Below are 23,542 nucleotides of genomic sequence, written 5' to 3'. Positions count from 1 at the left end.
GTCGATCGGATTTATGAATCGTTTCAATAGTAGGAGATGCAGGGCGCCGAGCGCAACCGCCGGCGGCGTCTTCGAGAACGGCGGTGCCGTGGTCGACGGCAATCTCGTCACCGCGCGAGCCTGGCCAGACAACGGAACCTGGATGAAGGCGTTCCTCGAGGTTCTTCAGGCAGCGTGAGGTGCCGTCGCGGCCGGCGCGTGCAGCGTACCGGCGCCGTAGGCTGGTGCCATGCAGCATCGCACCCTGGGCCGTACCGGCCGCGACGTATCCCTCATCGGTCTCGGAACCTGGCAGCTCGGCGCCGACTGGGGTGATATCAGTGAAGCCGATGCGCGAGCGGTCCTCGATGCGAGTGCGAGCTCCGGAGTCACCTTCTTCGATACTGCGGATGTCTATGGCGACGGGCGCAGCGAGTCGCTCATCGGCGCATGGCGGCGCGATCACCCGGATGCCGAGCTGACCGTCGCCACGAAGATGGGGCGCCGGATGGATCAGATCCCGGAGAACTACGTCCTGAAGAACTTCCGGGCATGGACTGACCGCAGCAGGCGCAACCTCGGCGTCGACACGCTCGACCTCGTGCAGCTGCACTGCCCGCCGACCGCGGTGTACTCCGACGACGCCGTGTTCGACGCGCTGGACACGCTTGTCGAGGAGGAGGCGATCGCCGGCTACGGCGTGAGCGTCGAGACGGCCGACGAGGCACTCGTCGCGATCGCGCGCCCCGGCGTCGCGACGGTGCAAATCATCCTCAACGCTTTTCGGCTGAAGCCGCTCGACAGAGTGCTCCCGGCGGCCCGCGAGGCCGGTGTCGGCATCATCGCACGCGTGCCGCTCGCAAGCGGGCTGCTCTCGGGGCGGTACACGCACGAGACGGTGTTCGCCGCGAACGATCACCGCAGCTTCAACCGTCACGGCGAAGCGTTCGATCAGGGCGAGACGTTCTCCGGCGTCGACTACGACGAAGGCGTCGAGGCCGCTCGAGAGTTCTCCGCCCTCGCCGCGAAGGCGCAGCTCGCGCCGGCTGCGGCCGCCCTCGCATGGGTGTCCCAGCTCCCCGGGGTCTCTGCGGTGATCCCCGCGCCCGCAGCGTCGCGCAGGCGGAGTCGAATGCTGCGGCGGGCTCAATCCCGGATCCCGGGGAGGAGTTCACGGCGTCCGTACGTGAGATCTACGATCGCCGCCTGCGCACTGCCGTGCACCCTCGCTGGTGACACCGATGGCTGCTTACGCGCCCCAGCCGGCCTGGGTGCCGCCGACGCGGTCGGCCGCGATCTTCGCCTGGTAACCGGATGCCGCGTACGCCGCCATCGGGTCACCGGCGAGGTCGCGCGACTCGCGCCATTCGGCGAGGGCCGGGCGCACGTCGGTGTAAAAGGCGTCCATGAACACAGCATTCGCGGCGAGCACGTCGCCCGACTTCTGGGCAGCGGTCAGAGCATCCTTGTCGACGAGCAGCGCGCGGGCTGTCATCTCCTGCACATTCAGCACGGAGCGGATCTGGCCGGGGATCTTGTCTTCGACGTTGTGGCACTGGTCGAGCATGAATGCCACGTCGGGGTTGTTGAGGCCGCCGCCGCGGATGACCTCGAAGAGGATGCGGAAGAGCTGGAACGGGTCTGCCGCTCCGACGATGAGGTCATCGTCGGCGTAGAAACGCGAGTTGAAGTCGAATGAGCCGAGCTTGCCGAGACGCAACAGCTGCATGACGATGAACTCGATGTTCGTGCCGGGTGCGTGATGGCCGGTGTCGAGGCACACCATCGCCTTGTCGCCGAGCGCGCTCACCTGGGTGTATGACGTACCCCAGTCCGGCACGTCGGTGTGGTAAAAAGCCGGCTCGAAGAACTTGTACTCGAGCACCAGTCGCTGGTCGTCGCCGAGGCGGGCGTAGATCTTCTGCAGCGACTCCTGCAGACGGTCCTGGCGGCCGCGAAGGTCGGCCTGTCCCGGGTAGTTCGAGCCTTCGGCGAGCCAGATCTTCAGGTCGCGAGATCCCGTCGCATCCATCACATCGATGCACGCGAGGTGGTGATCGATCGCCTTGTTGCGGACCGCGGCATCCTCGTGCGTGAGCGCGCCGAACTTGTACTCGTCGTCCTGGAACGTGTTGGAGTTCACCGTGCCGAGCGAGACGCCAAGGTCTTCGGCGTGCTTTCGCAGATCGTCGTACGAGTCGACGAGGTCCCACGGGATGTGCAGCGCGACGGCGGGAGCCAGCGCGGTGTACTTGTTGACCTGCGCGGCATCCGCGATCTTCTCCCACGGATCACGAGGGGTGCCGGGCGTGCCGAACACCTTGAAGCGGGTGCCGGAGTTGCCGAAGGCCCACGAGGGAAGCTCGATGGACTGCTTCTCGAGTTCCGAGAGGATGGCGGGGGAGAGCGTGGTCACGGCGATGCTCCTTCGGTCGGCCTTGACGCGGATGCGTGGCGTTTGTGAATCGTTTCAAACGTAATGTTAGGTGATATTTCCGATTCGAGTCAACATAACGAACGTCTGGGCAACGGCACGCACTCGGTGCGAGCGTCGGCGCCGGCGATCACAGATGGCACGCGGCAGGCGGCTGCGCGGCTGAGGAGCGCATCCTATGCCGTACACTCGCGGTCAGCGTGAAGGATGAGGAGTATCAGGTGGCAGTGAGTGTGCGGGATGTTGCGGTGGCGGCATCGGTGTCTGTCGGCACGGTTTCCAATGTTCTTAATCGACGTGACAAGGTCGCGACGGAGACGGTCACGCGCGTACTCGCCGCGATCGAGGAACTGGGATTCGTGCGCAATGACGCGGCACGTCAGCTGCGCGCAGGGCGGAGCCGGAGCATCGGACTCGTCGTGCTCGATGCCGGCAACCCGTTCTTCGCGGATGTCGCTCGCGGGGCCGAGGCCAGAGCTGAAGAGGATCGGCTGTCTGTGCTCCTCGGAAACAGCGATGATGATCCTTTGCGCGAAGACCGCTACCTTGATCTGTTCCGAGAGCAGCGTGTGAACGGGGTGCTGATCAGCCCGGCATCCGATGACGTCGACAAGCTCGAACGGGTAAAGAATGCCGGCATCCCCGTGGTCCTCGTCGACCATGAGTTGCCGGGAAGCCGCTTCTGCTCGGTGTCGGTGGACGATGTCGAGGGCGGGTATCTCGCCGTGCGGCATCTGATTGACATCGGTCGACGTCGGATCGCTTTCATCGGGGGACCGTCATCGATTGCGCAGGTCGCGAACCGTCTGCGCGGAGCGCGGCGTGCCGTCGACGAGACTCCGGATGCTGCGCTCGAGCTGATCGAGATACCGGCGCTGACGGTGCTGAACGGTCGCACCGCGGGCGAAGAGATCGTGCGTCGTGAGCCCTCTCAGCGCCCGGATGCCCTGTTCGCAGCGAACGACCTGCTCGCGGTCGGGGTGCTGCAGGCCCTGACCATGTTCAGCACAGTGCGAGTGCCCGAGGACATCGCCCTGATCGGCTACGACGACATCGACTTCGCGGCGGCGACCGTCGTACCGCTGAGTTCGATCCGTCAGCCGGCGCGGCTGATCGGACACACCGCGGTAGACCTGCTGCTGCGCTTCATCGACGATCCGGATGGCGACTACGAGCGCAACGTTCGGTTCCAGCCCGAGCTGGTGATCCGTCAGTCGACTTCGGGCTGACTGCATGCTCGAGCGCTGAGACCATTGATGGGGACGCCGGCTGAGTGCCGCCGCCCCCATCAGTTCAGCTACTTGACTATCCCGAGTTCCCGGACGTCGACGATCTCGCCCTCGGGCTGCCAGCTGGTGCCGTCGAACCGGCTCAGCTGGAACTGGAAGACGATGCGCCCGTCAGGACCAGAGTCGAAGTTGATGCCGGGGAGCGTCAGCGGGTTCTCCAGGTCGGAGAGTGAGTCCCAGCCGGCGATGAATCCTTCGCTGTCGAGCGACTCGGCCTGCTCCAGCGCACCGACGATCGCCGCTGCGAGCCCGTAACCGCTGAACGCCAGCGAGTCACCGATTTCGGCCTCGTGGCCCTGCGCCGTCATCGCCTCGGCGTACGCGAGATAGCGCTCGTCCTTAGCGAAGAGCGGGTCAGACGGGTCCGTGTACCACTTGAACGCGTACGCACCTTCGACGGCCGGGGGTGTCGCCTGGTTGATGGCGGCGGTGAAGTCCGACGTCGTGGATCCGAGCATCAGCGTCGGCTTCCACCCGATCTGGTGAATGTATCCGAGCAGCGCACCGACGGTCGGTGCGCCGATGTTGACGACGAGCGTGTCCACGCCCGCAGCCTGGAACTGACTGACCTGAGCGCTGAGATCGGACGTGCCGGGTGCGACCAGCGCCTGCTCGGCAGGAACCACGCCGCCGGTGGCGAGGCCCGCAAGCTGGCTCTCGCTCAGATCGTTGTTGAATCCGACGTAGCCGACGACGGCATCCGGGTTCTGCTCCTTTATCCACTGCGCCTGGAGCTCGCCCTCCCACGCGACATCCGGCCAGAAGGCACGTTGGAGGGGATAGTTCTCGATGTCGCTGAGCGGAGAGTTGCCCGCCAGGGATACGCCGGCGACATCCTTCTGCTTGAGGTAGTCGCGGCCGGCGATGGAGATGCCGCCGAAGTTGACGACCAGGACGGCGCCATCCTTCTCGACGAACTTGCGCTGGTTCTCAACCAGGCGCGCCGGATCGTACGCGTCGTCAGCGGTGACGAGTTTGATGGGGTGACCGTCGATCCCGCCGTCGTCATTGGTCTCTGCGATGTACGTCTCGATGCCGGCCAGCCCCGGCGCGACGGAACCGGCCGGACCGCTCAGCGGCCAGCTGACGCCGATGACGATCGGTGCCTTGTCGCCGCTGTCCGGCGATTCCCCTGCTTCACCGCCTCGTGGACTGCAGGCCGAAAGGGCGAGGGCTGTGACGCCGAGCAGTGCGACGGTCGTCAGCGCGCTGCGGCGGATGGATTTCGTCATCGAATCTCCTGTGTGTCGGGTTGGGTGGGAAGGGAAGGATGCGGTTTGGCGGCTCGCGCCGGCCAGACCGAGCGGTACAAACGAGAGAGCAGGCCGGCGATGCCGCCGGGGGCGACGATGATGCACACGCCGAGCACGATCGCGAAGATCAACTGCGCGAGATACGCCGAGGTGTCACCCGGCACCGCTTCGCTGAACCAGGTCGGGAGGTAGACGATGACAGCGGCGCCGACTATCGCGCCCCACCATGATCGGCTGCCGCCGACGACGGATGCGACGAGCAGCGTGATCGAGAAGACGAGCGGATACGACTCCGGCACGACGAGTCCGAGCACGAACGCGTAGAGGGCGCCGCCAAGGCCAGCGAGAGCCGAGCTGATGACGAACACGACCAGCTTGAGCCGGTCGGCGTTGACGCCCATCGAAGCGGCCAGGATCGGCGAAGCCCGTACTGCGGCGAGCGCCCGGCCTGTCCGTCCGGAGACGATGCCGCGGAGCATCCCCACGCATACCAGAAGCACGAGGAGGATGACCAGATAGGCCCACTGGGCGTCAGTGAGGGCATCTGTGGGGGAGACTAGCCCCGCGCCGCTGAGGGTGATGCCCGCCTGACCGCCAGTGAAGTCGGAGAAGCGATAGAGCAGGATCGGGAACAGGGCAGCGATGACGATCGTCAGGAGACCGAGATTGAACCCGCCCAAACGGACGCCGGGGAACCCGAGGATTACGCCGAGCACTATGCACAGGACGACCGCGCCGAGAACGGCCAAGCCGACCGGCCACTCCAGGTAGCGCATCAGCATCATCGCCGCGTAACCGCCGATACCGAAGATCGCGCCGTGTCCCAGGCTGATCTGGCCGGAGGAGCCCATCAGGAGGTTCAGACTCACGACTCCGAGGGCGACCGCGAGCACGCGGCTCATCGAGAACAGGTCGTAGTCGGTGACGAGGAATGGCATCAGGATGCCCACGATGATCGCCACGGCCGCGATGCCGCGCGGCAGCCAGGTGCGCAGTGAAGCCATCATGCGCGCACCGTGCTCTCACGGCCGAACAGGCCGGCGGGCTTGAACAGGACGACCAGGATCACGACGCCGAACGCCAGGAGCACATTGAGGTCTCCGCCCAGCCCCGGGACGTAGCGTCCGCCCAGAGCCGCCAGCACGCCGATGATCAGCCCGCCGAGGACGACGCCGACGCGGCTGGTGATCCCGCCGAGGTTCGTCGCCGCCAGCGCCATCAGTAACGGCACCGTCATCATGCCGGGTGACAACCCCAGCGTGGGAGCAGCCACGACGCCGGCGATCGTGCCGACGCCGCTGGCTACCGCCCATCCCGTTGCGAGCCAGAGGCCACCCGAGAGCCCGAGCAGTGCAGCCGACGACTGATTCTGCGCCACCGCGCGCAGGCGCAGCCCAAAATTCGTCCGGGTGAGTAGGAGCGCCATGGCGATCATCGCACCTCCGACGAGGACGACCCCTGCCACCTGCTGGCTCGTCAGCCGCACTCCGCCGAAGTGGAAGACCCAGGTTCCGAAGAGCGGGGGGAATCTGTGTGGATCCGTGCCCCAGATCATGCTGATCACTGCGCTGACACCCAGCAGCAGGGTGACGCCGAGCGTGGTGAGCGCCGTCTGGTTGCGTCGGTCCACCCATCGCACGACGAAGAAGTAGATCGCGGCGCCGATAACCGCTGAGACGACGATCGCGATCGGGATGGCGAGCCACAGCGGGAGTCCGAAGAGTAGAACCGAATAGGAGATGTACGCCGCGAGCACGGCCATCTCGCCTTGGGCGAGATTGAGCATGCCGGTTCCCTGAAAGATGACGCTCAGCGCCAGTGCGAGAGCCGCGTAGACCAGCCCGGTCATCAGACCGTCGAGTGAGATCTGGATGAACTCGATCATGCCGAGCCCTCCTTCTGGTCGGCGGGCGATGATGCGCCGCCGAGGTAGTGGGCTTGCAGGGCATCGGTCGATTGGTATTCGGCCGCAGGTCCGTCGTGGACGACGCGGCCGCGGCTGAGCAGCACCACGCGATCGGCGACGGCCAGCGAAAGCCGCGCGTTCTGCTCTGCGAGAAGCACCGTGAGGTCCCATTCCGTGCGCAGCGCCGTGAACTGGGAGAACAACTCCTTGGTGGTCAGAGGCGCGAGTCCGAGGGACGGCTCGTCGACGAGCAGCAGCCGCGGCCGTGCCAGGAGCGCCCGGGCGATCGCGAGCATCTGCGCCTGCCCGCCCGAGAGCGCTCCGGCTGGGCGCTTCCGGAACTCCTCCAGGATCGGGAACGAGCGGAAAATGCGCGCGAGGTCGGCCGCGCTGTCGGTGCGCCGCGCCGACGGCCGCGCGACGCTGCCGAGACGGAGGTTCTCCTCGACGGTGAAGTCGGAGAAGGTGCCGCGGCCCTCGGGGACGTGGCCGACGCCGAGCCGTGCGATCTGGGGCGTGCGCAAACGTGCGATGTCGGTGCCGGCGAAGGTGCGGGTGCCGCTGACGGCGATGGTGCGGCTGATCGCGCGCAGGAGCGAGGTCTTGCCGGCGCCGTTCGGTCCGAGCACCGCCACGATGCTGCCCTCGTCGATGTCGAGATCGATGCCGTGCAGCACTTCGACCTTCCCGTATGCGGCGGTGACGCCGCGCAGACTCAAGAGGCTCACGCTGCATCGACCTCCACGTCGCTTCCGAGATACGCCGCGACGACCGCGGGGTTCTTCTGGATCTCCGCGGCAGCGCCGACGGCGAGGAGTCGACCGGCGTCGAGAACGGCGATCGTGGTCGCATAACGCATGACGAGGGCGACATCGTGCTCCACGAGCACGCACGTCATCCCCGTCTCAGTGCCGTGCGCGACGACAAGATCCATGAGAGCGTTCGCCTCCTGCTCGCTCAGCCCCGCCGCCGGCTCATCGAGCATGAGCAAGCGGGGCTCGGCGATGAGCGCACGAGCGATCTCGACCCGGCGCCGGTCGCCATGCGCGAGGGCCCCGGCCGGAGTCCACGCGTGAGCGCCCAGTCCGACGCGCTCGATGACTGCCATCGCCTTCTCGCGAACCGCGCGTTCTTCGCGGCGCGCGCCGGCGGGGGCCCAGAGGGGTGTGAAGATGCCGACGCGCGTGTCGGTGTAGGAACCGAGCATCACGTTGGTGAGTACGTCCTGGTCGTCGAGCAGCACCGGGGTCTGAAACGTCCGGGCGATGCCGGCGCCCGCCCGGCGGAACGCGCGCTTGCCGTCGAGTGCCGTGCCCTCAAGGAGGATCGAGCCTTCGTGTCTGTAGATGCCGCTGACGCAGTTGAAGAGCGTGGTCTTACCTGCGCCGTTGGGGCCGATGACGGCGCTTACGCCGCCCTGGGGGACATCGAAGGTCACCGAGTCGAGCGCGCGCACTCCGCGGAAGCCGATCCCGACGTCGATGAGTCGGAGCGCGGGTGCTGGTGATTTCGTCATCAAGAAGTCCCTTGTTCTCTTGCAATGAGACTCGACGGCGCTGCCGCCGGAAAGAGGCTTCTTGTTATGTGCTCATCGATAAGGGTGATAGCAGGTCGGCGCCGCCGCTCTCGCCCCGATCGGAGGGGTGGCTGGCGCCTTGGGCATATCGCCCGTTAGAGGGATCAGACGTGATCGTGCAGACTAGTGCGCGTCTCCGAGCTCGGCCGCGGCCTGCACGAACAGCCCGCGCATCCACTGGTGCTCGGGGTCGCGATCGTGCACAGGATGCCACCACACGGCGTTGAGCACCGGGGTCGCATCGAAGGGCAGAGCGAAGGTACGCACGCCCGCGGAACGCTCGAGAGCGGGTGCGAGCGAGGCGTGCACCAGGCCGAGTCGATCGGTGTCTTCGATGAAATACGCCAGGGCGAGGAAACTCTCAACGACCGCCTCGAATCTCGCTCGATGCCAAGTTGCTGGATCTGACGGCTCGCCGAGGTGAACGCCTCGCGGGACTGATAGGTGAAGACCCAGGGGCGCGCCGAGAGATCGGCCATCGTGGCCCGCTCGCCGATCGTCGTGTCGTGCGTGCTTGTTACCCCCACCCAGCGGTCCTGCCAGAGATCGGCGTACGGCAGGTCGCTGAGGAAGCCGTGCGGGATGAGCATCGCGTCCGCGGAACGCAGCCGGGAGGTGGCATCCTCGACGACGGCCGGACTGTGCAGCATAAAACGGAAGCGCACCCCGGGCGCTTGCTGTCTGGCAAGCCGACTGACGTGTCGCCCGACGGTCGCGAAGGAATAGTCCGACCCGTAGATGGCGAACTCGCGTGTCGAAAGCTCCGGATTCCACGCCGCCTGACTCTCGAACACTCGCCTGGCGGCTTCGAGCGCCGTGGTGGTGTGGTCCGTGAGTCGGATGGCAAGCGGGGTCAGCTCGTAGGAGTTCCCGCGGCGGGCGAGAATCGGATCGTCGAAGTGCGTACGCAATCGCGCGAGCGAGGCGCTGAGGGCTGGCTGGCTGAGATGCAGTCGCTCGGCTGCCCTGGTGACGCTGCGCTCGGTAAGCAGCGCGTCCAACGACACGAGCAGGTTCAGGTCGAGGCGCGAGAGTAAGGGCTGATGGACACGGGTGGGGGCTTCCTCAGGTGGTATGGAGCTTGTCGGCGAGCTGAGACTGATCGTATCAGCGCACTGATACCGGAGATAGCTGAATTCGGATTCCCTGATAGTTGCGGCTCGCTGCAGAGTAGGAACACGACGAGCCCACCTCAGAAGGAATCAATGATGATCAAACTGCTCTCCCATCTCTCTTATGTGGCGATCACGACGCCTGACGTCGAGGCGTCGGTCGAGTTCTACAAGACTCAGGTCGGCCTCACCGAGGTCGCTCGCGAGGACGATCGCGTGTACTTGCGCTGCTGGGGCGACTACTACTCGTACTCAGTCGTCGTCATCGAAGGCCCGGAGCCCGCCCTTGAAACCATGGCGTGGCGCACGACTAGCGCCGAAGCGCTCGAAGAGGCGGCCAAGCGCATCGAGGCTGCTGGCATCCAAGGCGAATGGTTCGATGGCTACAAGATCGGCCGGGCGTACCGCTTCACCGGGCCTTACGGACACCGCATGACCCTGCACTGGGACGTCACCCGTCACCAGGCACAGGGCGACACGGCATCCATCTACCCCGACCGTCCGGAGAAGCGCTCGAAGGTCGCCGGCGCACCGCGCCAACTCGACCACGTCACCATCGCGGCGAGCGACGTCGACGGCTTCGTCAATTGGTATGTCGATGTGCTCGGCTTCCGGTTCATGGCACGCACCGTTTTGGACGAGGCACCTATCTCGGTGTTCTCTGTGCTCACCACGAACGAGAAGTCACACGACCTCGGTATCGTCCTTGACAGCTCCAGCGTCGCAGGGCGCATCAATCACTACGCGTTCTGGGTCGACACTCGTGAGGAGCTGCTCATCGCGGCAGATACGCTCATGGAAAACGGCACCCCGATGGAATACGGGCCGAACATCCACGGCATTGGCGAGCAGACGTTCCTGTACTACCGCGAGCCGTCGACGATGCGTATCGAACTGAACACCGGCGGCTACCGCAACTACGTTCCGGACTGGGAAGCTCAGACCTGGCGCCCGTCGCAGGGATCGAGCAACTTCTATCGCAACGGCTCCATGCCGATGTCGATGACCGAGTCGTTCCCGCCGGCTGACGGACCGTCCGCGACCGAAGAGGGCGTGCCCGACGAGATCAAAGACCTGCTGCTGAACCCCTACACCCAGCACGGCTAGGACTGAGTGGACAGGAGGGGTACGGTGATGCCGCGCCCCTCCTCCCACCCTCATGACACAGACTGAGAAACGAAACTGGAGAAGGATCGATGACGACCACCACGGCACCCTTCGCGCTGGCCCGCTACCAGGACGGCGCTTCTGCGCGTCTCGGGCTGGTAGCGGGAGACCGCATCCGCCCACTGGATGACGAAGACCTTGGCGCAGCGGGCTGAATGCATTCCTCGCCGCCCCCGACTGGGATCGCCTCGGCGCGCTCGCCGAAAGCGCTGACGGAGCCTGGCGTCCGCTGGACGAGGTCGTCCTGACCGCGCCGGTCGAGCCGCGCCAGGTGCTGCAGACCGGTGCGAACTACCGTCAGCACGTGATCGAGCTGGTCGCCGCCGGAGTGTCGAAGAACAGCGGTCGCACAATCGAAGAGGCTCGCGAGTTCGCGGCCAAGCTGATGGACGATCGGGCCGTGAACGGTGAGCCCTACTTCTTCATCGGTCTGCCCGCGTGCGTCGTCGGCGACGACGTACCGCTCGTGCTGCCGTCGTACAGTGAGGTGCATGACTGGGAGCTGGAGCTGGCCGTAGTGATCGGTCGGGAAGCGTTCCGGGTGACTCGCGAGGATGCCCTCGAGCACGTGGCCGGTTACACCATGGTCAACGACGTCACCACGCGGGACCTCGTATTCCGCGAGGACATGAAAGACATCGGCACCGACTGGTACCGCGGCAAGAATGCCCCCGGCTTCCTGCCCACTGGCCCGTTCTTGGTGCCGGCCGAGTTCGTGGATGCTGACAATGCGGCGGTGCGACTCGAATTGAATGGAGAGGTGATGCAGGACGCCTCCACCACCGACCTGCTCTTTGACATCCCCGCACTGATCTCGGCGGCCTCGCAGAACATGCCCTTGCTGCCCGGCGATCTGCTGCTGACTGGCAGCCCCGCGGGTAATGGTCAGCACTGGAAGAGGTTCCTGCGCGACGGCGACGTCATGACCGGGACGATCGCAGGCCTCGGCACCCAGGTCATCCGCTGCGTCGCGGAGGACGAGTCATGACCGCTCCGTCCGAGAACCCCGCTGACCTTGACCGCCAGGATCCAGAGGCAGAGATCACCCTTCGTGCCGAGGCGTTTCGCAACTGGGGCCGCTGGGGCGAGGACGACGCTCTCGGCACGCTGAACTTCATCGACCCGGCCAAGCGCGTGCAGGCCGCGAGCCTGGTCCGCGACGGCGGGCAATCTCGCTCTCGCAGCCCTTCGACACCGACGGTCCGCAAAAGGGCTGGCGCCGACGCACCAACCCGGTGCACACGATGACCGACACCGGCACCGATGCCGAACGCGGCAATCAGGGCTTCCCGCACGGGATCGGCGGCGCGGATGACGTGATCGCCATGCCGCTGCAGTGCTCGACTCAGTGGGACGGTCTCGGCCACATCTTCGATCACGGCAACGCCTGGAACGGTCGTCGTGCCGGCGACGTCGTCACAAGTGATGGCGACCTCGTCACAGGCATTGAGCATGCAGCATCCGTCGTCGTCTCACGCGGCGTGCTGCTCGACGTCGGCCGGCATCTGCGCCCTGAGACGGGCGAGCTCGACGAAGGCCACGCGATCACCGTCGCCGATCTCGAAGCGACCGCCGCAGCGCAGGGCGACTCCGCACGCATCGGCCGCGGCGACATCGTGCTCGTCCGCACAGGTCAGTACACGCGGACTCGCCGCGACGGCTGGGGCGACTATGCAGGGGGACCTGCACCCGGACTCTCAGTCACCACCGCCGGCTGGCTGCATCGCACTGAGATCGCCGCTATCGCGACCGACACCTGGGGCTTCGAGGTGCGCCCGAACGAGTTCGACGCGGAGGCCTTCCAGCCGCTGCACCAGGTCGTGATCCCGAACATGGGGCTCACGATCGGCGAGATGTGGAACCTCGACGAGCTCGCAGCGGCCTGCGCAGAGCTCGGCCGCTGGGAGTTCTTGCTCTCTGCCCCGCCCCTGCCCATCACGGGTGCGGTCGGCTCTCCGATCAATCCCATCGCCCTTCTCTAACTTTCCGATGCACTACACCAGAACAGAGAGGTTCTGACATGACCGCAGTATCCAAGGTCGCGATCGCCGGCAGCGGCGTCGCGGGACTCGCCGCAGCGATTCAGCTGGCAAAGGCGGGCATCGAGGTTGACGTCTTCGAAGCCAAGCCCGAGTTGAGTGGCCTCGGTTCGGGCATCTCCCTGCAGGGGAACGCACTGCGCTGCTTCGACGCGCTTGGCGCCTGGGACGACATCCGGGATGCCGGCTACGCGTTCGAGGGACTGAACTTCCGAGCTCCCGGACCCGATGCACCGATCGTCGCATCGCTTCCCGACGTCAAGACCGGTGGCCCCGACTACCCGGCCGCTATGGGGATGCCGCGTGCCGAACTGGCGCGCATCCTGCTCTCCCACGCACAGGCGGCGGGCGTGAACATCGTCTTCGGCGCGAAGGTCACGGCAATCGACGCGAGCGTACCGGACTCCGTCGAGGTGTTCGTGGATGGCGAATCCGCCGGAGCATACGATCTGCTGATTGGCGCCGACGGTCTGCACTCGACAGTCCGTGGACTCATCGGGATCGAGACCAAGCCCGAGCAGAACGGCATGGGCATCTGGCGCACTTTCGTGTCACGTCCGGCCGAGGTCGAGCGCAGCGAGCTGTACTACGGCGGACCGGTGTACATTGCCGGCTACACACCCACCGGCGAGAACTCGATGTATGCGTTCCTGGTCGAGAAGGCGCAGGACCGATTCGGTCACTCCGACGAGGAGGCCACACGCATCATGCTCGAGGAGTCTCGAGCCTATGCAGGCCCGTGGGACTCTATTCGCACCGACCTGGAGATGGGTGCGCACGCGAACTACACCTGGTTCACGCGGCACATCGTCGATGCACCGTGGAATCGCGGACGCGTCGTGATCATCGGCGACGCCGCGCATTCCTGCCCTCCCACGATCGCGCAGGGCGCGGCGCAGGGCCTGGAGGATGCCGTCGTTCTCGCCGAGCTTCTGGTCACGGCAGATGCTGTCGACGAGGCGCTGTGGGATGAGTTCCACCGCCGCAGACTCCCCAGGGCGACGGCTGTTGTTGAAGCGTCCTCGCAACTCGCGCAGTGGCAGATCGACGGCGATCGCGACGCCGACGCTGGCGGGTTGATCTTTGGGATCGCGAAGAAGATGGCGGAACCGGCATGACCGTTGAGAACGAGCGGACCGCTGACGCCCGCGTGACGGATGTGCACGCCCATCTCCTCCTGCCGTCGATCCAGGCGGCGGTGGAGGCGCGAGTGCCAGAGCTGGTCGCCGAGGCTGCCGCACTGGAGCTGAAGCGCAACGGTGCGGAGAGCGCGGCTGTGTCCGGCCCCATGGTCGGCGCCCGCATCCCGAAACTCACCTCGGTCACTGAGCGGCTTGCCGCGATGGACCAGCAGGGCGTCGAGGTGCAGTGGGTGAGCGCGTCGCCCAACCACTTCTACCCCTGGGCTCCGGAGGGCCTCGCGGTCTGGGCTGCGAACGAGGCGAACAGGCTCGTGGCCGAGCACGTGGCCGAGGCTCCGGACCGCCTCGTCGGGCTCGGACTCGTCCCGCTGCAGCATCCGGAGCGGATTGTGGAGTGCCTCGATGACGCCGTGCTCGGGCGGGGACTGGCCGGCGTGGAGATATCCTCGTTCGCCGGCGATGTCGAGCTTTCGGATGAGCGGCTCGAGCCGTTCTGGGCGCGTGTCGCCGAACTCGGTTGCGTGATCTTCCTGCACCCGTTCGGCTGCAGCCTGGACGAGCGGCTTGACCGCTTCTACCTGGCCAACACGGTCGGGCAGCCGACGGAGAACGCGGTGGCGCTCTCGCACTTCATCTTCGCGGGTGTGCTCGACCGGCATCCGAAGCTGAAGATCATCGCGGCGCACGGTGGAGGCTACCTGCCATTCGCGATCGGACGCTCAGACCACGCCTGGGCCGTGCGGCCCGAGGCGCAGCGCTGCGCCGAGGCACCATCGACCTATCTGAAGAAGATCTGGTTCGACACGGTCGTGCACAGTCCCACGTCGCTCCGGCACTTGATCGAGGTCGCTGGCGCCGACCGGGTGGTTCTCGGCAGTGACTTCCCGTTCGACATGGGGCTCGACGACCCGGTGGCGTTCGTGCAGGGCGCAGGGCTTTCCGCCGAGGTCGCCCAGCGCATCTTGGCCGGAAACGCCGCCGATCTGCTGACGGGGAAGGTGCAGGCATGAGGATCGCCCGCTGGGAGAGCGGACAGAGCGGACAGAGCGTCGGTGAGGGTTTCATCATTGCAGGCAACGTGGTGCCGTTCCCCGACGGCCTCACTGTCACCGACGTGCTGCGGCGTGGTCTCGCCGAGACGCACGCCCTGTATGAGCGTGTCGAGGGCGAAGGCGAGTCGTTGGCTGACGTGCGCCTGCTCGCTCCGGTCGTGCCCGCCTCGGTGCGCGACTTCGTCGCTTTCGAGGAGCACGTCGAAGGAGTCAGCGCCGGAGTCGAGGGCAAGAGCGACGTCGCGGCGGAGTGGTACGACGCACCGACGTTCTACTTCACGAACCCGCACACGATCTCGGGTCCTGGCGACGTGCTGCGTCCGCCCGTCACCGAGAAGCTCGACTTCGAGCTCGAACTCGCGATCGTCATCGGCGCCGATGCGGAAGTGGGGGAGTCGAACCTCGACGCGCAATCCGCCGCATCCGTCATCTTCGGTTACACGATCATGAACGACTGGTCGGCGCGTGACCTTCAGGCCCGCGAGATGAAGGTGCGTCTGGGGCCGGCGAAGGGCAAAGACTTCGGCACGACGCTGGGCCCCTGGATCGTGACCAGCGACGAGGTGGCGCCGTATCTCGATGGCGATGGCTTCCTGGCGCTCCGCGCCGAGGTGTACGTCAATGGCGAGCTGATCGGCGAGGACCTGCTGTCGAACGCCGGCTGGCCGTTCCCGGAGTTCGTCGCCTACGCCTCGCGCAACTCGCGCGTCGTGCCCGGCGACGTGCTCGGCTCAGGAACAGTCGGCAACGGCGGATGCCTCGGTGAACTCTGGGGTCGCAACCAGGCTCTCACCCCGCCCCCGCTGCGGGAGGGCGACGAGGTGCGGATGATCATCGAGGGCATCGGTGAACTCGTCAACACGGTCGGGGAGCAGGTACCGGCACCGCCGCTCCCGTCTGCCCGGCCGCGTTCCAGGCGTCGCGTCGCGCGTTATAGCGGAGCTGCATCGTGGTGATCGCGACGACACGGGGAACGTTTGTCGGGGTCAGCGGGCGGCGCTCATGCGTGTCCAGCTGCCGGGCTCGACGACGACGTCCTGCGTCGCTCCGCCGGTCACCTGCACGCCGAACTTCCTCGTTACGCGATCGAGGTTCGCGACGAGCACGATGTCCTCGTGTGAACTGCGCGACCCGATCGCCCAGACGAGTCCGTCCGGGCTGCTGCCAGTCAGCAGAGTGCCGCCGGCGAGAGCGCTGAGCGACTCGATCGCCGCCGCGACAGGGAAGGCGCCGTTCGCGTCGCGCAGCCCGCGCGGCCCGAAGGCCTCGAACCATGAGAGGCTCACCACCCCTGGCACGGCCAGGGCCGCCGCGCTCGCGACCACCCACGCGGCCAGTTCCGCGGCGCGCTGCCGTTCGTCGGCCCCCCCGGTGAACTGTGCGCCGTAGCCCTCAGAGAGCTCGTCGCGGGTCGGCGCCGGTTCCGGGCTGGTCGCGACGTTGTTGAAGCGCGGGCGCAGCGAGAGCGGACCGATGTGCACGGGCAAGCCGTCAGCAATTCGCACGGTCTGCTCGGCGATGAGCCGCTGCATCGGGATGGCCTCGACGAGCTGCTCGGTGTCCAGGGAATGAAACAGCGGCGTGGTGTTCACGGCAATGCCGTGCACATCGTGCGGTACCTGGTGCTGCTCGCGGTTGAGCTCGGTGAAGTGCGAGCGTGCACCGGCCAGGATCGGCACACAAAGGCCCGCAGAAGCGAGCGCTGCACGCGTCGCCTCGACGACGGCTCGGTCGCTCACGTGCGTCGTGACGTCGAACGGCGTCACTCGCTGCACGTCGTGATCCCGGAGTGAGCGCGCCGCTTCTTCGAGAAGCCCGGCATCGCCGTCGGTCACGAGGCGGACGTCGATTGGACGCTTGTCGGCCGACGCCCTGGTCAGTGCCGCGTGCCAGTTAGGAGTGGTGAGGTTCAGCTCCACCACCCGGAACGCACCGGTCGCGACCGCGGGGACCGGGTCTGGGGCGGTGCAGGCCTCGATTCCGATCTGCGGGAACGCGCCGGCCGGGTTCAGGTGGATGACGGGATCCGCACCGGCCGCGGTGCCTGTGGCCGGTGCGGTGCCTGTGGTCGCCACGGCGTCCACCCGAACGCTGATCGATTGCCGCAGATGCTCGCCGGCTTCCAGGCGGTACGGGTACGGCAGCGAGAGCGGTCGACTGTACGTCTTGAACGACGCGTCGGACCAGTTTCGCTGGTCCTCCATCTCGAACACCTCGCCATCGAAGCGAAGGTTGATCGAGGCGGTCGAGCCGATTCGCAGTTCTCGGATGTCTCTAGTTGGCTGGTGCGGGCTGATCGCAACGGGGAGCATCGTCTGCTCTGCGGAACCGTCCGAATGGGTGACCGTCACCGCCGATCCGGCATCCGTCGCCGGATGCAGCACGACGAGTCCGGCGCGGCAGGTGTCGAATCCCACCTCGTTGACGGCATCCCACGAGACGATCAGCTCGTCGCCGCGGACGTCGACCCGCAGAAGTGCTGCGACACGTGCGCCGAGTCCGTCATGGCGCAGCCGGAACTCGAGCCCGTCAGGGGAGGTCGTGAACGACTCGACGACGACCGGCACAGTGTTCCAGCCGTGGTCGCGCACGACGGCGCGCACGCCGCGCAGCACCAGCCGCCCGTCCCGGCGGATATCGGCGAGCTCGTCGCCGCGCACCTCGATGCTCCAGCCGTGTGCACGCCAGGGCGCCGCATCCGTCCGCCACCACGTCATTGCCATCGTCCGATCGTCAGAGGTTCGTCATCCCGCCATCGACGGCGAACAGCGCGCCGGTCGCGAACGCCGCGTCTTCCGAGGCGAGGAACACCATGACGCCTTCAACGTCGGCCGGGCTTCCGGCGCGACCGATCGGGATGCGCCCGATGATCGCCGCACGCGAGTCGGGGTCGTCGGATATCGTCGCGACGAGTCCGGTCTCTGTGTAGGCGGGCACGACAGTGTTCACACGGATGCCGTCGCGGGCATATGCCGCGGCGACTGTGCGCGTGAGGCCATGAATGCCAGCCTTCGAGGCAGAATATGCGGTGAAGTCCTGCCCTTCGCCGTTGAGGCCGGTGGGGCTTCCGGTGAGGATAATCGAACCGCCGCCGGAGGCGAGCATCGCCCGGACGGTGTGCTTGACCGTGAGGAACGTGCCGGTCAGATTGATGTCGATCGTTCGACGCCACACGTCGAGGTCGAGGTCCGCTGCCTTCGCATCCTGCCCGAACAGCTGCACGCCGGCGTTCGCCACGACGACGTCGGGGCTCCAACCGGCCGCGATGAGGTCGGCGAAGGCCGCCTCGACGGAGGCCTCGTCAGAGATGTCGACGACCGCGGCACGGGCGGCAGCGCCGATCTCCGCGGCGACGGATGCTGCAGCATCCGCGTCTCTGTCGGCGATGATCACCCGCGCGCCCTCACGGGCGAATCGCTCGGCCACCGCGCGCCCGATTCCGGCGCCGCGCCGGTGACGAGCGCCGTCTTCCCCTGGAGGCGGGCCATCTCAGCGCTCGATCTTGTCGAGGTGCAGCATCCGGGCAAGGTTCTTGTCGAGCTCATCGTCGCGGAAGATCTTCTTCCAATCGTCCTTGATGAGGCTCTCGCGGCCATAGTCCATCGCGATGAGGCAGGCATCGCTGAACGGGTTGTCGCCGCGTAGGCCATTCGCGAGGGCCACCTGGGTGTGGCCGTACAGGATGCTGCGCGCCGCAGCCTCTGGAACGCCCATCGTGTTCACTGTCTCCTGGAGTGCCTCGTTGAGAAGAGCGCCGATCATGCAAGCGACGGTTTCGACGAGGGTCGGCTCGAGCTGGGCGAGTTGCTTGATCGTGACCCAGTGCACGTCGATGACGGGAGCGTAGATCGCGCGCACGGTGGCCTCGACGATGGCCTTCTTGGCGTCATCGTCGCTCTCGATCGCTGCAATGGCATCCTGCGGGGCTGCGATGCCGCCGAACGTGTCTGCCCACTGCTCGGGCGTCTCGCGCTGCAGGAAGATCGACGGGTGACACGGGTGCGCGACAGCCTGGATGACGTCTTCGCGGGTGGTGAGGAGCCCGGCATAGGCGGCGGCCGGGTCGAGCGTCAGCACGATGGCGCCTGCGCGCAGCTGCGGGACGAGGTCAGCGGTGACCGGGCCGAGAGCCAAGTCGGGAACCGCGAGAACGATGATGTCGGCGTCTGCGACTGCTGCGGACGCATCCGTCAGCTCGCGGCCGGCGTCGAGCGTGCGCTGCTGTCCGGCGGGGGAGTTCTCCACGTACCAGACGGTGTGCCCGGTCCTCGCTAGGTTGTTGGACACCCGCATGCCCATCTTGCCGCCAGCGCCGATGACGGCGATCTTGTAGTTCTCGCTCACAGTGTGCTCCTCAGGTGTTCCAGGGTAGTGCGGGTCCAGTCCCGCTCGGTTCGGATGGTGGTCGCGGCATCGTCCTGCCATGGCAGCCAGTGCTCGACGATCTCGTTGATGCCGCGCTCGCGCGGACGGACCGTCGCGAGGAGATGGTCGTAGTCGTGCAGCCCCGATCCCATCGAGGCGCCGCTGTAGGTGAAGCCGACCCAGCCCGGCTGACGGGCGAAGGCGAAGTCCTTCACGTGCACATTCTTGGTGAGCGCGGCCGTCTGCTCGACGCATGCTTTGGGGTTCTCCAGCCGAGCCACGACGTTCGCCGGGTCCAGGCAGATGCCGAGGTGGTCGCTGCCAATCCGGTCGATCAGACCGACGAGATCCGTCGTGGCGAGTTGCTCGTAGGTCTCGAGGGCGAGAGTGACACCGGCGGTCTCATACGCAGGAAGAGCATGGCGAAGCCAGGCCTCTGTCTCGGCCAGGCTCGGACGGGAGTGCGGGCCGTAGAGCATGCTGCGCACGAGGCGCGCATCAAAGACCTCGGCGAGCGTCAGAAACCGGCTCAGGTGCTCACCGGCGATGCCCTTCGTGCCCAGCTCGATCGTGAGGCCGAGATCGCGGGCAGCTCCGGCCGCATCGCGCAGTTCACCGTCGCTCATCTGCTCGAGCGGCGCGTAGTCGCAGATCTGGAAGAGGTCGACGCCCTGGGCGCGGGTGTCCTCAAAGGCACCGATCAGGCTCAGCGGCTCCGGCACTCGGTCGGAGTGCTGCCAGAAGTACGCGTAGGTGCCGAGGCCGATCATCGTGAACACCTTCTGATCGCGACTGAATATGGACGAACTCATGCAATTTTGTCAAACCGGTTGACCAATTGCAACCCGAATTCTGCAACGTTCCGGGTAAGTTGAACCCATGCCCGCTTTCCCCGGTGAACCGTTGATGACATCACGGCCGCTTTGAGTGCGCTGCCTTCCGCGACGCCGGTGTCCGAGGTGGCACGCCGCCTGCTCGATCTCTTCACGAGCGGTTCTGTCGCCGCCGGCACCCGCCTGCCCCCCGAGCGCCACCTCTCCGCCACGCTCGGCGTCGGCCGCTCGGCCGTGCGCGAGGCGCTCGCGGCTCTCGAGATCCTCGGCATCGTCGATGTGCGGCCGGGCTCCGGCACCTACCTGCGAGGCCTGGCGAGCGAGCTCCTGCCGCAGACGCTGCGCTGGGGGCTGCTCATCGGCGAGCGCAACACGGCCCAACTGCTGGAGCTGCGCGAGGGGCTGGAGATCTACGTCGCCCGTCTCGCTGCCGCGCGAGCGGATGCCGACGTTATTGCCCGCCTAGACGAGGGCGTAAGGCGGATGCGCGAGACCATCGCCGACCTCCCCGCCTTCGCCAAAGCAGACCTCGACTTCCACCATGCGCTCGCCGAAGCGGCGGGCAATGAGACGCTGACCGACCATGTGCACGTCATCCGTTCGCTCCTCCAGGTCTACGCCGACCGCGCCGTTCACGACCCGGGTGAAGCGGCGACGGCGGTTGCCGAGCATGAAGCGGTGCTGGCAGGAGTCCGTGCCGGCGACGGGGATACTGCGGCATCCGCCATGGCGATCCACATGGCGACGGCCAGTGCGCGACTGCTCGCTGATTCCTTCGCCGACAACGCAGAGTGAGATTCGAGCCGCTATTGAGTCGCGCTCGCGTGGGTGCCCCACCTGTCATCGTCATCGTGGAGGCTGACTTGATCCATGGATTTCGCGACGGTTCGTAGGTGTTCCCGCGACCGGTTATGATGGACGAGCGCATCCGTGCCTTCGAGCCGGATGCCTGGAGACGTCGCATAGTGGCCTAGTGCACCACCCTGCTAAGGTGGAGTACCCGCAAGGGTACCGAGGGTTCAAATCCCTCCGTCTCCGCCAAGAAATACCTGGTCAGAAGCGGTTTATTCGTAGAATCTAATTCTGTGTCTCGGCTAGAATCCGAGGCCCGGGGCCTTCTGAGTGACCCCCAGGTGACCCCCGCCGATGTCGAGGCTCTCGGCGTAGCAAGGCGGCGCACGAAGTCGCGGCGTTGTCCTTCGCCGAGGATGTGTGCATAGACGGCGAGGACGGTGCGGGCTTCGTCGCCGAGGTATTCGGCGACTTCATTCACGGGAGTGCCGAGTCGCAGCCAGGTGGACGCCGCGTAGTGACGGAGAGCGTGGCGACGGAAGCCGAGGGGGAACTTGCGGACGACGCCGACGGAGAGCTGCCCACCCTGCTGGTTGGTGAACAGGTAGTCGTCCGGGTTCTTCCCGGCGGCATATTGGCGGAAGATCGCCAGGGTGCGCGGAGAGAGCGGTACCGGGCGGGTGCCGCGCCAAGACTTCGGGCTCTTCTCCTCGTAGTGGTCGGAGTGTGAGCGCTCGACACTCAACTGCGGCAGCGGCACCTCGGAGAGCCAACCGACGCGGATCGCGCGGAGTTCGCCCCATCGCACTCCTGTCAGCGACATGAACTCGAACACATCTGCGATGTCGGATCGCCGTTCACGGAGAGTGGTGAGCACAGCGGCGACATGCTGGGGAGTGGGCACCTCGTTCGGGCTGATCCCACGCTGGGCGGCACTGAGTTCGGGGATCTTCTTCATCGTCCGCACCGGATGGGGCTGGTGCAGGAGCCCTTGCTCGTCGGCATAGGTGAACAGGGCGCTGAGGGTCGTCTTCGCGCGCGCGACCGTCGAGGGCTTCTTCCCGCCACGCAACTCGGTGAGCAGATGGGTGCGGATGTCGTCCGCGTGGATCGAGGCTAGCGGCCGGGCGAGCAACTCGGTGGGGAGTGCGGCGAGATTGTTCCGGTCAGTATCGACGGTGTGCGGATTGCCACCCTCTCGTGCCTCCAGGAACCGGGTCACCAGTCTTTCAGCGTGAACGAGCGCTTTGGCGGCAGGGGTCGGCCGGTCTCCAACAGATGCTTCTGGTTGCGCTCCCAGGCCTCAGCGTCGCGCTTGATATCGAACGACTTGGATGCGACGAGCTTGCGGCCGGACTTCACCCGGACGAGGTAGTAGGTCTGGCCAGCTTTCGTCGTGCGGGTCTCGATCATTCGACCACCCCCGCCAAGCGCTCGACGTCGATGCGGCGGTAGACGCGCTTGTGATCGGTGAGCCGAATCGGCTCCACCGGTGCCCGGCCCTCCAGTGCGAGAGTGCGCAGTGTCGTGCGGTGGATGCCGAGCAGGGCGGCGGTCTCCTCCTCGGAGTAGAACAGGCGCGCAGGGGCGGCGGCGTTGATCATCTCGGTATCGCCCATGCCAACCTCCTAGATCGCGTTCTGGCTAGTACACGCGATTAGATCACGTATCGCGTGTATCTGCAAGAGCATCATTTCACGCAGCATGCCGATACAATCGGAAGCATGAAGGAATCGGGTTCTCCGTATGCGCTTCAAGGCGCGGACGGTCTGATCCAGCAGGACGACCTGCCGGAGGGGTGGCATCTGCCCACTCGATTTCCCGGCGAGCGCAGTGACGATGCCAGTACGCAGATCGACGCGCTCCTGGGTTATGACAACGCGGCTCCTCCAACTCCCGTTGCGGACGAGCGGGATGACTCCGCGCCGAATGAGACGGCAGACGGTCGCTGGCGCTACATCGAGCACACCAGCACCGGCACGCGGGTGTTCCTCCGGTTGCAGCGTCAGATGTTCGCCGTGCCCGAGGAAGTGCGCATCACCGGAGTCGTCTATCTTCCCTGGGGTCCCGGTGCTCCCATCACCAGTCGCCTCCTCCGTGAATTGCCGACCGCGCAGATCGAGGCTGCGATCAACAAACGCCTGTTCGTCATGAAGCGCGAGCACACAATCACGGGCGGAAAGATCACCCTGCCCAGCGGGCGGAAGATCGCCGAACGCGACCTCCTCAAGCCTCTTGGTGGTACTGCCAAGCAGGTCCCCGATTTCTACCAGCGCGTCGCTCTTCAGCATGGACGTCTGGTGCAGCAGGGCGATAAGAACCCGAGCGCGACCATGGCACAGATCAACGGCGTTGCGCTGACAACCGCGCAAGGATGGGTGGCCAAGACTCGTACCCGTGGGCTGTTGCCTCCCGGACGCCGCGGACGCGCCGGGTAGCGCCGAGTTCAGGACAGTGAGCAAGTTGAACTGACCTCAAACCCCTGACGACGTCGATCACGCCTCATGAATGTATGGGGCTTCGTTGCCAACGTTATGTTCTTACCGCGCTCAGCCGCGGCAGGCTGAGTGTATAAGAAACCAGAGTTCTCCCGGGCATCGCTC

At 66.2% G+C, this 23,542-nt stretch carries 22 protein-coding genes, 1 tRNA gene and 5 pseudogenes; 13 read left to right on the top strand and 15 right to left on the bottom strand.

The genetic code is table 11. The annotated features are described in order from the left end of the window. The first annotated feature begins 13 nt into the window (after nucleotides 1–13). The gene (locus DC31_RS17695) at nucleotides 14–178 is read left to right on the top strand and encodes a hypothetical protein (RefSeq protein ID WP_200872917.1); all 165 of its coding nucleotides are present in this window, start codon (nucleotides 14–16) and stop codon (nucleotides 176–178) included. 51 nt (nucleotides 179–229) lie between these two features. Continuing rightward, nucleotides 230–1,215: pseudogene (locus tag DC31_RS17690) on the top strand (aldo/keto reductase). Nucleotides 1,216–1,228: 13 nt separating this feature from the next. On the opposite strand, the gene rhaI reads toward DC31_RS17690, so the two are convergent. Then, complete coding sequence (rhaI, locus tag DC31_RS11475) at nucleotides 1,229–2,395, bottom strand: L-rhamnose isomerase (protein WP_036280164.1); 1,167 nt, start codon at nucleotides 2,393–2,395, stop codon at nucleotides 1,229–1,231. 239 nt (nucleotides 2,396–2,634) lie between these two features. On the opposite strand from rhaI, the gene DC31_RS11470 reads away from it, so the two are divergent. Further along, nucleotides 2,635–3,642: a LacI family DNA-binding transcriptional regulator gene (locus DC31_RS11470; RefSeq protein WP_200872924.1), complete on the top strand. Its 1,008-nt coding sequence runs from the start codon at nucleotides 2,635–2,637 to the stop codon at nucleotides 3,640–3,642. Between the two features lie 68 nt (nucleotides 3,643–3,710). On the opposite strand, the gene DC31_RS11465 is transcribed toward DC31_RS11470, so the two are convergent. From DC31_RS11465 to DC31_RS19485, 7 genes and pseudogenes are all read right to left on the bottom strand, one after another. Continuing rightward, nucleotides 3,711–4,934, bottom strand: a complete 1,224-nt coding sequence (locus DC31_RS11465; protein WP_036280162.1) for an ABC transporter substrate-binding protein — start codon at nucleotides 4,932–4,934, stop codon at nucleotides 3,711–3,713. Continuing rightward, nucleotides 4,931–5,962 (bottom strand): branched-chain amino acid ABC transporter permease, encoded by a 1,032-nt coding sequence (locus DC31_RS11460; RefSeq protein WP_081813823.1) that lies wholly within the window; start codon nucleotides 5,960–5,962, stop codon nucleotides 4,931–4,933. Before DC31_RS11460 ends, DC31_RS11465 begins: the two co-directional genes overlap by 4 nt. Further along, nucleotides 5,959–6,840: a branched-chain amino acid ABC transporter permease gene (locus DC31_RS11455; RefSeq protein WP_036280158.1), complete on the bottom strand. Its 882-nt coding sequence runs from the start codon at nucleotides 6,838–6,840 to the stop codon at nucleotides 5,959–5,961. Before DC31_RS11455 ends, DC31_RS11460 begins: the two co-directional genes overlap by 4 nt. Then, complete coding sequence (locus tag DC31_RS11450; RefSeq protein WP_235201456.1) at nucleotides 6,837–7,580, bottom strand: ABC transporter ATP-binding protein; 744 nt, start codon at nucleotides 7,578–7,580, stop codon at nucleotides 6,837–6,839. Before DC31_RS11450 ends, DC31_RS11455 begins: the two co-directional genes overlap by 4 nt. A 5-nt stretch (nucleotides 7,581–7,585) precedes the next feature. Then, nucleotides 7,586–8,377: an ABC transporter ATP-binding protein gene (locus tag DC31_RS11445; RefSeq protein WP_051606823.1), complete on the bottom strand. Its 792-nt coding sequence runs from the start codon at nucleotides 8,375–8,377 to the stop codon at nucleotides 7,586–7,588. Between the two features lie 183 nt (nucleotides 8,378–8,560). Continuing rightward, on the bottom strand, nucleotides 8,561–8,746 hold the full coding sequence (locus DC31_RS19490; RefSeq protein ID WP_235201482.1) for a hypothetical protein: 186 nt from the start codon (nucleotides 8,744–8,746) through the stop codon (nucleotides 8,561–8,563). Nucleotides 8,747–9,345: 599 nt separating this feature from the next. After that, nucleotides 9,346–9,444: pseudogene (locus DC31_RS19485) on the bottom strand (LysR family transcriptional regulator); the annotation flags it as partial. A 201-nt stretch (nucleotides 9,445–9,645) separates the two neighbouring features. On the opposite strand from DC31_RS19485, the gene DC31_RS11435 reads away from it, so the two are divergent. From DC31_RS11435 to DC31_RS11410, 6 genes and pseudogenes are all read left to right on the top strand, one after another. Continuing rightward, entirely contained in the window at nucleotides 9,646–10,656 is a 1,011-nt protein-coding gene (locus DC31_RS11435; RefSeq protein ID WP_036280394.1) for a VOC family protein, read from the top strand. Nucleotides 10,657–10,745: 89 nt separating this feature from the next. Beyond that, nucleotides 10,746–11,704, top strand: a pseudogene (locus tag DC31_RS11430) (fumarylacetoacetate hydrolase family protein). Continuing rightward, a pseudogene (locus tag DC31_RS11425) lies at nucleotides 11,701–12,698 on the top strand (cyclase family protein). Before DC31_RS11430 ends, DC31_RS11425 begins: the two co-directional pseudogenes overlap by 4 nt. Before the next feature lie 38 nt (nucleotides 12,699–12,736). Further along, nucleotides 12,737–13,873, top strand: coding sequence for an FAD-dependent monooxygenase (locus tag DC31_RS11420; RefSeq protein ID WP_036280156.1), 1,137 nt, complete (start codon nucleotides 12,737–12,739; stop codon nucleotides 13,871–13,873). Beyond that, a complete protein-coding gene (locus DC31_RS11415; protein WP_036280155.1) occupies nucleotides 13,870–14,907 on the top strand; it encodes an amidohydrolase family protein in 1,038 nt (345 codons plus the stop codon). The genes DC31_RS11420 and DC31_RS11415 overlap by 4 nt, the downstream gene beginning before the upstream one ends. Beyond that, a complete protein-coding gene (locus DC31_RS11410) occupies nucleotides 14,904–15,905 on the top strand; it encodes a fumarylacetoacetate hydrolase family protein (protein ID WP_036280154.1) in 1,002 nt (333 codons plus the stop codon). The genes DC31_RS11415 and DC31_RS11410 overlap by 4 nt, the downstream gene beginning before the upstream one ends. Before the next feature lie 30 nt (nucleotides 15,906–15,935). Here DC31_RS11410 and DC31_RS11405 read toward each other — a convergent pair whose 3' ends face one another. From DC31_RS11405 to DC31_RS11390, 4 genes are all read right to left on the bottom strand, one after another. Beyond that, nucleotides 15,936–17,672, bottom strand: a complete 1,737-nt coding sequence (locus DC31_RS11405) for a hypothetical protein (RefSeq protein ID WP_036280152.1) — start codon at nucleotides 17,670–17,672, stop codon at nucleotides 15,936–15,938. A gap of 10 nt (nucleotides 17,673–17,682) precedes the next feature. After that, entirely contained in the window at nucleotides 17,683–18,375 is a 693-nt protein-coding gene (locus DC31_RS11400; RefSeq protein ID WP_235201455.1) for an SDR family NAD(P)-dependent oxidoreductase, read from the bottom strand. Nucleotides 18,376–18,438: 63 nt separating this feature from the next. After that, nucleotides 18,439–19,293 (bottom strand): phosphogluconate dehydrogenase C-terminal domain-containing protein, encoded by an 855-nt coding sequence (locus DC31_RS11395; RefSeq protein ID WP_036280150.1) that lies wholly within the window; start codon nucleotides 19,291–19,293, stop codon nucleotides 18,439–18,441. Then, the gene (locus DC31_RS11390) at nucleotides 19,290–20,084 is read right to left on the bottom strand and encodes a sugar phosphate isomerase/epimerase family protein (RefSeq protein ID WP_036280393.1); all 795 of its coding nucleotides are present in this window, start codon (nucleotides 20,082–20,084) and stop codon (nucleotides 19,290–19,292) included. Before DC31_RS11390 ends, DC31_RS11395 begins: the two co-directional genes overlap by 4 nt. 189 nt (nucleotides 20,085–20,273) lie before the next feature. On the opposite strand from DC31_RS11390, the gene DC31_RS11385 reads away from it, so the two are divergent. Beyond that, nucleotides 20,274–20,942 carry a FadR/GntR family transcriptional regulator gene (locus tag DC31_RS11385; RefSeq protein WP_235201454.1) on the top strand — a complete coding sequence of 223 codons (669 nt, stop codon included), beginning with the start codon at nucleotides 20,274–20,276 and terminating at the stop codon, nucleotides 20,940–20,942. 156 nt (nucleotides 20,943–21,098) lie between these two features. Then, nucleotides 21,099–21,188 (top strand) — tRNA-Ser (locus DC31_RS11380). Nucleotides 21,189–21,414: 226 nt separating this feature from the next. Here DC31_RS11380 and DC31_RS20570 read toward each other — a convergent pair. Further along, a pseudogene (locus DC31_RS20570) lies at nucleotides 21,415–21,762 on the bottom strand (hypothetical protein); the annotation flags it as partial. Nucleotides 21,763–21,825: 63 nt separating this feature from the next. Here DC31_RS20570 and DC31_RS11370 point away from each other — a divergent pair. Then, the gene (locus DC31_RS11370) at nucleotides 21,826–22,059 is read left to right on the top strand and encodes a hypothetical protein (RefSeq protein WP_036280145.1); all 234 of its coding nucleotides are present in this window, start codon (nucleotides 21,826–21,828) and stop codon (nucleotides 22,057–22,059) included. 98 nt (nucleotides 22,060–22,157) lie between these two features. Here the strand turns inward: DC31_RS11370 and DC31_RS11365 are convergent, their stop codons facing one another. Then, complete coding sequence (locus DC31_RS11365; protein ID WP_036280142.1) at nucleotides 22,158–22,352, bottom strand: hypothetical protein; 195 nt, start codon at nucleotides 22,350–22,352, stop codon at nucleotides 22,158–22,160. Then, complete coding sequence (locus DC31_RS11360; RefSeq protein WP_036280139.1) at nucleotides 22,349–22,558, bottom strand: helix-turn-helix transcriptional regulator; 210 nt, start codon at nucleotides 22,556–22,558, stop codon at nucleotides 22,349–22,351. Before DC31_RS11360 ends, DC31_RS11365 begins: the two co-directional genes overlap by 4 nt. 105 nt (nucleotides 22,559–22,663) lie before the next feature. Here DC31_RS11360 and DC31_RS11355 point away from each other — a divergent pair, with 105 nt between their 5' ends. Then, nucleotides 22,664–23,377 carry a hypothetical protein gene (locus DC31_RS11355; protein WP_152545410.1) on the top strand — a complete coding sequence of 238 codons (714 nt, stop codon included), beginning with the start codon at nucleotides 22,664–22,666 and terminating at the stop codon, nucleotides 23,375–23,377. The last annotated feature ends 165 nt before the right edge of the window (nucleotides 23,378–23,542 follow it).

This window comes from Microbacterium sp. CH12i, from assembly GCF_000685355.1.
Classification (GTDB): domain Bacteria; phylum Actinomycetota; class Actinomycetes; order Actinomycetales; family Microbacteriaceae; genus Microbacterium.
This window is presented reverse-complemented; position numbering and strand designations above follow the sequence as displayed.